This is a genomic window from uncultured Veillonella sp., from assembly GCF_963551295.1.
GTDB lineage: Bacteria > Bacillota > Negativicutes > Veillonellales > Veillonellaceae > Veillonella.
Window position 1 is genome coordinate 40,365 of record NZ_CAUVFT010000015.1, and the last position, 11,421, is coordinate 51,785.

Here is an 11,421-nt window from a genome sequence, read left to right on the forward strand (position 1 = left end):
ACCTTTCACCCAGCTATTCAGACAATATCTCGCTGGAATTTAAACGTTTAATAATGTAGCCATTATGTTTGAAAGTATCAATAATGTGTTGGATGTGCTCTTCACCATTTGTTTCTACCGTTACTTGCAATTCCACTTCATGGAAACGATCAAGGTTTTTGAACTGATTATGGTCGAGTTTAATAACATTTGCATCTGCATCAGCTAACATTTGAGATACAGCCACTAACTGGCCCGGTTTATCAGGAAGGTTAACGGAGAAGGTAAAGATACGACCACGCAATACGAGACCTTTATTAATCATGGACGATATAGTAAGTACATCGATATTACCTCCACTAACGATAGCTACCACCTTTTTACCGCGGCACTCTAATTTCTTGAGACCAGCAAGTGGCAAAATACCGGAATTTTCTGCTACTAATTTATGTTTTTCAACAAGCAACAGGAATGCTTCCATCAATTCGTAGTCTGAAACAGTAATAATGTCATCTACATATTGCTTGATATATTCTAATGTAGTTTCACCAATTTGGCGTACTGCCGTACCATCAGCAATCGTCGCCACTTCATCGAGTGGTACCGGATGATCAGCCTTTAATGCAGCGATTGCACTTGCGGCGCCTTCAGGCTCTACACCGATAATCTTAACGCGCGGATTTTTTAACTTTGCCGCTGCCGCAATACCAGATACGATACCACCGCCCCCAACAGGAACAAGAATTACATCTGCATCAGGAAGTTCATCGAGAACCTCGAGAGCAATTGTCCCTTGCCCTTCAATTACATCTTCATCATCGAAGGGATGGACGAACACATAACCATGTTCTTGTTGGAGTTCCATCGCTTTTTGGCAAGCTTCATCATAGATTTCACCATGTAATACGACATCTGCGCCGTACTGTTTTGTTGCATTAACCTTTATAAGAGGCGTGTGTTTCGGCATAACAATAGTCGCTTTAATGCCAAGGCGTTTCGCAGCAAGGGCCACGCCTTGTGCATGATTACCAGCAGACGCAGCGATAACACCGCGCGCCTTTTCCTCTTCTGTCAGCTTTGCAATTTTATTATAAGCTCCACGAACCTTAAAAGAGCCTGTTATTTGTAAGTTTTCTGGCTTGATATATACATCATTGTCACACTCGTCGGAGAACACATAGCTGTGAAGCAATTTCGTTTTCACCGTGATTGTGCTTAATCGCTCTCGAGCCTCCATAAAATCATATAATTTGTGCATGTACACTATCTCCTCTAGTTAGTATTAAATGAAAGTCTAGTATTAGTCTTCAAATACTTCGATAGCACCTTGTGCAGCAGAGGATACGTGAAGAGCGTATTTTTTAAGATATCCAGTTACATTGGATTTGAACGGTTTCAATGCAGCTTTACGACGAGCTATTTCATCATCAGATACAGCTAGTTCCAATTTACCGTTTGGAATATCGATATTGATAATATCACCATCTTCAACGATAGCAATGGTACCGCCTGCAGCTGCTTCTGGAGATACATGTCCGATGGATGCACCACGAGTAGCACCAGAGAAGCGTCCATCTGTCAACAATGCTACATCTTTATCGAGACCCATACCAGCAATCATAGATGTTGGTGTCAACATTTCACGCATACCAGGGCCGCCTTTAGGGCCTTCGTAGCGGATAACTACAACATCACCTTTTACGATTTTACCGCCTGTGATAGCTTCAACCGCTTCTTCTTCACTATTGAATACCTTTGCTGGACCAGAATGAACAAGCATATCTGCATCTACGGCACCGGCTTTTACAACGGAACCATCTACAGCAAGGTTACCTTTAAGAACCGCGATACCACCAGTTTCATGTACTGGATTATCCCATGGGTGAATAACATCTTCATCCACAACATGAGCTGCCGCTGCAATTTCACCTTGTGTTTTAAGAGCAACAGTTTTGCAATCTGTATGAAGGCGACCATTTTCTGCTAAACGTTTCAACACCGCAGATACACCACCTGCAGCGTACAAGTCTTCGATGAAGTATACACCAGATGGTGATAATTTAGATAATTGAGGTGTATTTTGGGCGATGCGATCGAAATCGTCTAAGGATAATGGTACACCTGCTTCGTGAGCAATAGCCGGTAAATGAAGCGCCGTATTAGAGGAGCCACCCAAAGCCATATCAAGAGCTACCGCATTTTCAAAGGCTTCACGAGTCATAATATCTTTAGGGCGAAGGTTTGCTTTTAATACCTCTACCGCTTGCATACCAGCTAACTTAGCTAACCGCAAACGTTCAGAATATACCGCTGGGATTGTACCATTGCCAGGAAGGCCCATACCGAGAGCTTCTGTTAAGCAGTTCATTGTATTTGCCGTATACATACCAGAGCAAGAACCACATGTAGGACATGCCGTATTTTCGATATCAGCTAACTCAGCATCATCCATTTCACCAGTTTGATGTTTGCCTACGGCTTCGAATACGTCGGACAAACCAATTTTTTTACCTTTATGTACACCAGCTAGCATGGCCCCACCAGATACGAATACAGATGGGATATTAAGGCGAGCAGCTGCAATCAACATGCCTGGTACTACCTTATCGCAATTTGGAATGAATACCATCGCATCGAATGGTGTAGCCATAGCAGTAGCTTCGATAGAATCTGCAATGATATTACGTGTAACTAAGGAGTATTTCATGCCGATATGGTTCATTGCCAAACCATCGCAAATACCGATAGTATTGAACTCGATTGGCACACCACCTGCGTTGCGGATACCGTCTTTTACGGCTTGTACAATATTTTTCAGGCCTACGTGACCAGGGATGATTTCATTGAAAGAGTTGGCAATACCGATGACTGGTCTACCCATTTCTTCATCAACAAAACCCAGAGCTTTTAGTAAAGATCTGTGTGGTGCACGTGCTACGCCTGTTTTCAAATTGTCACTTCTACAACTCATGTTAATCTCCTCACTTTTGAAAGCATCCACTTGGACAGCTTTCACGACGCATAAAAAAAAGACGATTCCAATGAATCGTCTTAAAAGTTTACAAATGATATTCCTTTTGTTTACAGAATTCCTATATACATAAATAATCCTATGTACCCCTTGGAAAATATACACATAAGAAACAAACCATATAGTCAAATCTTATTGATTGTATATTAAACCATTCGCGGAACTTCTAAGACAAAAACGTGTTAAGTTGTTGTTCATAATTCGAATGTCATTAATAATCACGACTAGCGCAATAATCAATAAGCTAATGACTAAACCTAACATGTTTCCTCCTAAAATATTCTGTAATAATAATCACGGAATAATAATAACACGTTATATTATCCCGCGCAAGATAATTCACAATAAATTCTATAGATTCATCATAGTTTTTTTATTAAGTTCACCATACCCAAAAACTATAGCAAACCTAGTAAGGTATAAAAAATATAGATATAACAAGAAAAATCCCTCATCGTAGTGAGGGATTGAATATATTATAAAATACCAAAGAGCCACATGCCAAAAGTGCCGCCCCAGAAATGAATGAGGAAACTTACCACAGAAATGGCAAGGCCTACGCGCCACCACGTACCTTGTGGCACATAACCAGCACCGAAGAAGATCGGTGTTACACCTGAACTATAGTGAGTCAATGTACAGCCAGGGCTGTTCATCAAACCAAAGAGCAATATTGTAAACGGAATAGGAGCCCCCATCGCCACTAAAATAGCTGCAAAGGCAGAGAACAGAGCCGTAATACGCGCCGTACCACTGGCAAAGAAATACTGAGAATACACAAAGGTAGCGGAAATGATAAAGGATGCCCAGAACCAATCGAAGCCAGCTAAATGTTGACTTATAAAGTCTGCAAACACAGCTACTACACCAAGTTTACCAAGAAGTCCAGCCATGCCGACAAGCGTGCCCATCCAGATAAGGATATCCCAACCGGTGCGTTCACCCAAGATATCCTCCCACGTAAGAGAGCCAGTCACAACACACGCCAGAACCCCCATCATCGCAACAGCTGTAGGATGAAGCTTAGTCCAAATCGCTGTCGCCCAAAGCAAAATGCAAAGTACAAAGATAATAGCAACAGAAATTTCAGCCTTCGTAATAGGTCCAAGAGCCTCTAGTTCTTTTTGAGCCATTGCAGCAGCCTCTGGTGTTTCCTTGATTTCTGGTGGATAGATTTTATAGATAAACCAAGGCATCAAAATCATACAAATCACACCTGGAATCACACCTGCTTGGAACCATTCCCACCAAGAAATATCATAGCCGAATAATTTGGCCCCTAAAGATGTAATAAGCAAATTACCACTACATGCGGTCAAGAAGATCGTTACTGTAATAGTGTTAATAGTATGTGCCGTTGTCATCAAGTACGCCCCAATGCGGCGAGCCGTATTGCCATATGGTTCAGAGTCAAACGCTAAAGAAATATTTTGTACGATTGGGAATACGATACCGCCCCCACGCGCCGTATTAGATGGCGTCGCTGGAGAAATAATCAAGTCCGTACAAGCTAATGCATAGGCAAGCTTTAATGAGCTTGTGCCAAAAGAGCGAATCAATGTATACGCAATGCGCTTACCAAGGCCAGAATTAATAATGCCTCGTGAAAAGAATACGGCCGCTACGATAAGCCACACATTAGCCTCTGCATAGCCACCTAGAGCCTGTACCATAGTGATGGAATTAGTGGCTACGGCTACAACAATACCAAAAAGCGCCATAATGCCCGTTGGCCAAGGTCGCAAGATAAAACCCACAATAGTAGCCGTAAAGATAGCTAATAAATGCCAACCTTCAGGCTTGATTGCCTCTGTATGAGGTAAAAACCAAATGACGAGGCCCACTAAAACGGTAAGGGCCGCTCGTGTAAAAGTATTCATAGAACCTCCACCAGACTCAACAACTTTCCAAGAATTCTTTGATTTTAGGATTTGCTCGTAACATTTCCATCTCTTCAGGGGATAATAATTTCACCTTATCCCGGTCTTGATTTACCAAACAAAGAAAACCAATATAATCGTTCTTATTAGCACGGAATTGATGAATTGTTTTGCCTGGAATTTCGATAAAGTCACCAGCTTCTACATCGTGGATTTCATCACCCAATAAGACTTGCCCTTTGCCGCGGAATATCATAACCATATGAGTATGATCGTGATACTCTAAGGTAGAATATCCCCCTGGCAAACATTCAAAATAGCGGAATTGACAGGGAATATCATAAGCACCATCGTATAATACTTGACGTGTTACATCTTTAAAAGGACTACCATCTTGTTTATAAACCAAGGTTTCAATACCATCCCACTTAAAATTTTTAGCATCAAACTTACGTATCATCGTATTACCTCTTTAAACAAAAAAGGGCTGCATCGAAACAAGGTTTCAATACAGCTCCATCGGTTCGATTATTTGAAGAGACGTTTCAAAGTGCCTAGTAATCCATGACTATGTTTTTGTACACCGTCTGTAACGCCTGCCACTTCAAAGCCAGTTCGTTCAATGGCTTTTGTAATAACTTCTACAGATGCTTTTGTTGGATCAAAAGAAACGGTAGCCGTCTTTTCTGGCAAATCTACTTCTGCACTTAATACTCCAGGTAAACCTAGAGATGCCCCTTCAACTGTTTCTTTACAGTTGTTGCACATCATCCCCGGAACGGTAAATACCTTTGTTACAACGCCATTATCTTCGCCACAACCACAATCTTTGCACATAGTGTTACCTCCTATTAATCGTTAGCTTCTTTATGTTTATCGTCGTTCTTAGCCCCTGCTGTTACATCGATAGTAGTCGCTTTCTTAACGGCTTCTTTCGTTTCATCAACAGCCTTTTTAGGCCCCGAAATAGCATCTTTAAACTCATTGATGCCTTTACCAATAGCTTTACCGACTTCAGGCAATTTACCAGGTCCGAAGATAACTAGAGCAATCACTAATATAACTATTAATTCAGGTGTTCCTATAGACCCCATATGTATCTCCTTTATTAATACTACTACTTATACTCTTTAGTGTACATCATCATAGGCTGCCTTGTCCACATACCAAGTCATAGCTTCTTGTGAAAGCACCGCTCCAGGCAATACACGACCAATGCGTTTTTCCCAAGGTAAATCCTCGTAATCTTCGCGTTGATACAATACCTTTGTCAAAGCAGTTCGCTTACTTTCACCAGTTACGGTAAACCAAACCGCATCAGATTTTGCTAGGAATGAAAAGGTCATAGAAATACGTTCCCATACCTTTCCATCCTCAACGGCTACCACGTCTTGATCTGTGACACGCAATGCATGAGAACCTGCAAATAGGCCGGCTGTATGACCATCTTCGCCAAGATCGAGCAATGCCAAATCTAGGCCACTTTTTTTACAAGCCTTGAGAACAGTCTTAACCTCTTTCTCGTATTCCGCTGCCGCTTCTATTACAGTTTTAGAATCTGTATTGATTGGCAAGAAATGAGCCGCCCCTTTCGCCTTGCACAACAAGTAAGGTTTCACGCGATTGAAGTAATTATCCTCATGAGATTGCGGCAAGAATCGCTCATCAGTCCACACAAAGAATATGCGTTCCCAATTGAGACGCTCTATATATTCTGGGGAATTAAGCAATTCTAATAAACCATTAATAACAGTCCCGCCCGTAATACCAACAACACACGTTTCAGTGCGATTGATTTCCTCGTTGGTGAAAGCAATAAAATCCTCTGCCAATGCTTGAACTACATCGCTAGAGCTGTCATAACATTTAATTGTATCTTGAGCCATGTAATAATGACCTCCTAAAACTATTTCAATAGTTCTATTATATACACTTTTTCGGTGTAAAGAAAGCAAAACCGATGTAACTCAATAGTTGGAGCCACATCGGTTCTAATTATATTTGTATTTACCTATGAATTACAGAAAATTCCATTCCATATATTCATAAATCAATACTATTGTTGACCAAATTTAGGACGGCGACGCTCTGTGAAAGCACGTACACCTTCTTTAAAGTCCTCTGAAAGACCTAATGCACATTGGTTTTCTACTTCAAACTTCTTGTACTCTTCCCACCCCGCTAAGAAGCTATTCCACATCATTTCCTTCATAACGCGGTAAGATTGTGCAGGCCCTTTTGCCAACTTCTCAACAAGACGTCTTGTAGCAGTCTCTAGATCCTCTAATTCACAAACCTTATACACAAAGCCCAGTTCCTTACCTTTTTCAGCAGATACGGCTTCACCGGTCATGACAATATGCATAGCACGGTTCATACCAATAGAGCGAGTCAACAAGAACAAACCGCCCGCATCAGGAGCAAGACCTACATTTACGAAGGCTTGAATAAAGCGTACATTATTAGCAGCTACAACAAAGTCCGCCGCCAAAGCCATATTGAAGGCAGCACCTGCCGCAGCCCCTTGAAGACTCATGATAACAGGTTTTGGCAAGCGTTTCATAGCCATAGAAATCTGAGCTACCAGTTCAACGATTTCAAATAAAGACTCTGTATCCCCTTCGTTTACAGCGCGCTCCATCTCTGTTAAATCGCCACCCGCAGAGAACACCTTTCCCTCTGCATTGATGAGCAACGCTCGAACGCTTTCATCATTATGAGCTTTATCTAAGACCTCAAGGATCTCCTTACACATCTCGATATTAAAACCATTGGCTACTGTTGGACGATTAAAGGTCAACGTACCAATACCGTTGTCCACTACGTACTGAATTGTATTATAAATCATATGAGTTCTCCTATATGAAAATCTATTTTCGAAAAAATTCGATTATTATATATCTATTATAGGAGAATTAAATATAGATGTAAATGAAAGAATGAAAATTAAACTGACTTGAATATTAAAATTATCTAATAATGCAAAAACACCTGCAGACATTGTCTGCAGGTGTAATAACCTGTTGTCCAAATATTAACGTTTGGAGAATTGGCTTGCTTTGCGGGCTTTTTTAAGACCGTATTTTTTACGTTCTTTCATACGTGGGTCACGAGTCAAGAAGCCAGCTTTTTTCAAAGATTGACGAAGTTCGCCATCTACGTCCAATAACGCACGGGAGATACCGTGACGAATTGCACCAGCTTGACCGGAAGGACCACCACCAGCTACAGTTGCGATAACATCGTATTGTTCAACTGTGTTAGTCAAGTTCAAAGGTTGTTTTACGATCAATTCCAAAGTTTGGCGACCGAAATAATCATTAAGTTCACGTTTGTTAACAGTGATTTTACCTGTGCCCGGTACCAGACGAACTCTAGCAACGGAAGATTTTCTACGACCAGTGCCGTAATATTGTGCTACTGCCATTATATATTCCTCCCTCTAGATTATCGTACGGAAATTTCTAACACTTCTGGTTTTTGAGCTGCATGTGGATGCTCAGGACCAGCGTATACATTTAATTTACGGTATTGTTGTGCACCCAATTTATTTTTTGGAAGCATACCACGAACTGCCATCTCAACAACACGTTCAGGTTGTTTTTCAAGCATCATACCCAATTTAGTGAAACGGGAACCACCTGGGTAACCAGAGTGACGGAAGTATTCCTTTTGTTCCAATTTTTTACCAGTTACGCGAATTTTTTCTGCGTTTACAACAATCACATGGTCACCAGTATCTACGTGTGGTGTGAAAGTTGGTTTATTTTTGCCCCGAAGAACTTTTGCAACTTCGGCAGCAAGGCGTCCTAAAGTTTTACCTTCAGCGTCAACAACATACCATTTCCGTTCGATTGTGTTCGGATTGGCCATATATGTAGTTTTCATGCTGCATATCCTCCTAATAACGTCATAATTCTACCAAAATCAGCTTGTCCTTTGCTTCCGGGGCTAATGGAAACACGACTAAAGCTTACTCAAAATAGTATACAGATTTTGGTTGTCTATGTCAATTGTTTTTTGCACTGTCATAGCCCTTTGACACTAATATTCATAAAGAAAAAACCACCCAATTCTGAGTGGTTTTCCCAAAAGCGCCAAATTATTTGGAGTACAATTCGACGATAAGTGTTTCGTTAACTTCGATAGGAAGTTCTTCACGTTGAGGAAGACGAGTGAAAGTAGCTTTGAAGCCGTCCAAGTCTTTTTCAATGTAAGGAAGTTCGAAAGAACGAAGTTCTTGGAAATTAGTTTTGAACATTTCGTTGTCACGAGATGCTTCGCGTAATTCGATTACATCGCCTGGTTTGCAGGAGAAGGAAGGAATGTCTACACGACGACCGTTTACCAAGATGTGGCCATGGTTTACCATTTGACGAGCTTGACGAATGGAGTTACCGAAACCGATGCGATATACAAGGTTATCAAGGCGTTGTTCCAAAAGGATCAACATGTTTTGACCTGTAACACCTTGCATTTTTTTCGCTTTATCATAATAGCGTACGAACTGGCGTTCTAGCAAGTTGTAGTAAGCTTTAACTTTTTGTTTTTCTAATAATTGTGTGCCATACTCAGACATTTTCTTCTGACGTTGGTCTTTTTTGACGCGATTCAAGGCTTTTGCGTGACCGAATACGTTCACACCAAAGCGACGACAAAGTTTGAATCGAGCCTCTCTTCTCGTTGCCATGTGATTATCACCTCATAAGATTAAAATAAACTTGTACCTACACATAATGGTACCCAAGTATAATATCATTTTCATCTACTTATGTCAATTATCGATACTTGTGAAAGTTATTGAAATAAGTGCATAATCACATTTTTTGATTACACTTTTTTACGATAATACTACTCTCTATATCGATTGTGCATGTTTCATCATATTTTATAGATTTAGATGAAAAATCAATTATAGTATGCTACAATATGAATAAGTAAGGTAATAGGTATCATTGGATTCTTATAACTAAATTGGGGGAATAGCATGAAAGAGTTACCTACAATGCAAGAGCTACAAAGTTTTATTACCTATAATAAAACAGGAAGCTTTACACTAGCTGCACAATCTATGAATATTACACAATCAGCTTTCAGCGCTCAAATGAAAAAGTTGGAGCGTTTAGTTGGTGTGAAATTAATCTCCCGTTCTACAAGAGGTAGCCGTTTAACACCAGAAGGTGAGTTATTTCTACCAGAAGCAGAACAAGTTCTCGACACGTTGGAACGAGCTATCCAATCCATTCGTTTGGCCAGCAAGGTTGAACGGCCAATTCTAAATATTGGCGTATTACGTAGTCTCGGGGATATCCGTCTAAACGGTTACGTTTCCCACTTCTTCCAAAATCATCCTGAATTCTCTGTCAGCATTTACGACATGGAAGAAGAAGAATTGATGCTCGACTTGCGCGAAAATCGCATCGACATTGCATTACTCTATTTGCCAAACAATAAGGATATGTCCGCATATGAATCCACCGCTCTTAGAGAAGACGAATTTGTATACTATGCACCAAACTTAGTGAACGGTATGGAAACGGCTAGTTTGAAAGCTATCCAGCAGCAACCATTGCTCATGTATCCTCCTAAATACTTTATGTACCGCACATTAAAAAACTATGTTGGGAACGGTCAACAAAACCTACATATCCGCGGTAGCCGCCTGTCCAATCCATATACAATGATCGACTATTGTCAAAAGAATAAATCTGGCTGCATTGTAGCACGTCAAATTTTAAGCTCCTTAAATATCAATGATGGCTTTGTACCTTTAGAAAAACCATTCAAACTACAAGTGTGCTTCGCATTTAAGAAGAACAATTCTAAAACAGAAACAATGCATACCTTCATGGATTATGTACAAAGCGAATCACCACCACGTTTATAAAAAATAACAAAACCTCGTATACTTTTTTAGGTGTACGGGGTTTTGTTATTTTCACAACACGACTCAATTCCATCACTACTAAAATCTATATTTAAGTAAATTTTCTCTTTCATTCTAAACGATTAATAGTCTAAGGGTATAAAATAATTGCTCTCTTCTAACTCAGGTTGTACAATAGAGAATAGATTTCAATTAATACAGTAAGAATACAGTGAGGTTACTATGCTCTTATCTATTCTCTTCTTTATATTGGCAGGACTTGCGGAAATCGGTGGTGGCTATCTCGTATGGCTCTATATGCGCGATGACAAAGGACCGATTTACCTGATCGCAGGTGCATTTATATTATTTTTATACGGTATTATCCCTACCTTTCAACCAGAAGCTAGTTTTGGTAAAGTTTACGCCGCCTATGGCGGTGTATTCATTGCCCTCTCTATTCTCTGGGGCTGGCTTGTGGACGGCTTGCGACCAGACATGTACGACATCATCGGTGGTATCGTATGTCTTGTAGGTGTATATATCATCATGTACGCACCGCGATAATTTTACATACTAAAAAACGGTTATCCGAAGATAACCGTTTACTTTGGTGGACGATGACAGGATCGAACTGCCGACATCCTGCTTGTAAGGCAGGCGCT

The 11,421-nt window shown here is 40.5% G+C and carries 13 protein-coding genes; 2 read left to right on the forward strand and 11 right to left on the reverse strand.

What is annotated here, in order from left to right:
• Positions 1-13: 13 nt before the first annotated feature.
• From ilvA to rpsD, 11 genes are all read right to left on the reverse strand, one after another.
• Entirely contained in the window at positions 14-1,237 is a 1,224-nt protein-coding gene (gene ilvA, locus RYO55_RS05670; protein ID WP_314984544.1) for a threonine ammonia-lyase, read from the reverse strand.
• Positions 1,238-1,279: 42 nt separating this feature from the next.
• Positions 1,280-2,950 carry a dihydroxy-acid dehydratase gene (gene ilvD / locus RYO55_RS05675; protein WP_004695202.1) on the reverse strand — a complete coding sequence of 557 codons (1,671 nt, stop codon included), beginning with the start codon at positions 2,948-2,950 and terminating at the stop codon, positions 1,280-1,282.
• Between the two features lie 536 nt (positions 2,951-3,486).
• Positions 3,487-4,890 (reverse strand): DASS family sodium-coupled anion symporter, encoded by a 1,404-nt coding sequence (locus RYO55_RS05680; protein WP_314984546.1) that lies wholly within the window; start codon positions 4,888-4,890, stop codon positions 3,487-3,489.
• A 16-nt stretch (positions 4,891-4,906) separates the two neighbouring features.
• On the reverse strand, positions 4,907-5,350 hold the full coding sequence (locus RYO55_RS05685) for a cupin domain-containing protein (RefSeq protein WP_314984548.1): 444 nt from the start codon (positions 5,348-5,350) through the stop codon (positions 4,907-4,909).
• A gap of 68 nt (positions 5,351-5,418) precedes the next feature.
• Positions 5,419-5,727 (reverse strand): heavy-metal-associated domain-containing protein, encoded by a 309-nt coding sequence (locus tag RYO55_RS05690; protein WP_004696910.1) that lies wholly within the window; start codon positions 5,725-5,727, stop codon positions 5,419-5,421.
• A gap of 14 nt (positions 5,728-5,741) precedes the next feature.
• Complete coding sequence (locus RYO55_RS05695; RefSeq protein WP_004695192.1) at positions 5,742-5,984, reverse strand: twin-arginine translocase TatA/TatE family subunit; 243 nt, start codon at positions 5,982-5,984, stop codon at positions 5,742-5,744.
• A 36-nt stretch (positions 5,985-6,020) separates the two neighbouring features.
• On the reverse strand, positions 6,021-6,776 hold the full coding sequence (gene pgl, locus RYO55_RS05700) for a 6-phosphogluconolactonase (RefSeq protein ID WP_314984549.1): 756 nt from the start codon (positions 6,774-6,776) through the stop codon (positions 6,021-6,023).
• A 170-nt stretch (positions 6,777-6,946) separates the two neighbouring features.
• Positions 6,947-7,738 carry an enoyl-CoA hydratase gene (locus RYO55_RS05705; RefSeq protein ID WP_314984550.1) on the reverse strand — a complete coding sequence of 264 codons (792 nt, stop codon included), beginning with the start codon at positions 7,736-7,738 and terminating at the stop codon, positions 6,947-6,949.
• Positions 7,739-7,924: 186 nt separating this feature from the next.
• Positions 7,925-8,317: a 30S ribosomal protein S9 gene (gene rpsI / locus RYO55_RS05710; RefSeq protein ID WP_004695188.1), complete on the reverse strand. Its 393-nt coding sequence runs from the start codon at positions 8,315-8,317 to the stop codon at positions 7,925-7,927.
• A gap of 20 nt (positions 8,318-8,337) precedes the next feature.
• Positions 8,338-8,778: a 50S ribosomal protein L13 gene (rplM, locus tag RYO55_RS05715; protein ID WP_008714963.1), complete on the reverse strand. Its 441-nt coding sequence runs from the start codon at positions 8,776-8,778 to the stop codon at positions 8,338-8,340.
• A gap of 214 nt (positions 8,779-8,992) precedes the next feature.
• Entirely contained in the window at positions 8,993-9,580 is a 588-nt protein-coding gene (gene rpsD, locus RYO55_RS05720; protein WP_008602541.1) for a 30S ribosomal protein S4, read from the reverse strand.
• 297 nt (positions 9,581-9,877) lie between these two features.
• On the opposite strand from rpsD, the gene RYO55_RS05725 reads away from it, so the two are divergent.
• Both RYO55_RS05725 and RYO55_RS05730 read left to right on the forward strand, forming a co-directional pair.
• Positions 9,878-10,777 carry a LysR family transcriptional regulator gene (locus tag RYO55_RS05725; protein WP_004695178.1) on the forward strand — a complete coding sequence of 300 codons (900 nt, stop codon included), beginning with the start codon at positions 9,878-9,880 and terminating at the stop codon, positions 10,775-10,777.
• Positions 10,778-10,999: 222 nt separating this feature from the next.
• On the forward strand, positions 11,000-11,323 hold the full coding sequence (locus tag RYO55_RS05730) for a YnfA family protein (protein ID WP_008602538.1): 324 nt from the start codon (positions 11,000-11,002) through the stop codon (positions 11,321-11,323).
• The last annotated feature ends 98 nt before the right edge of the window (positions 11,324-11,421 follow it).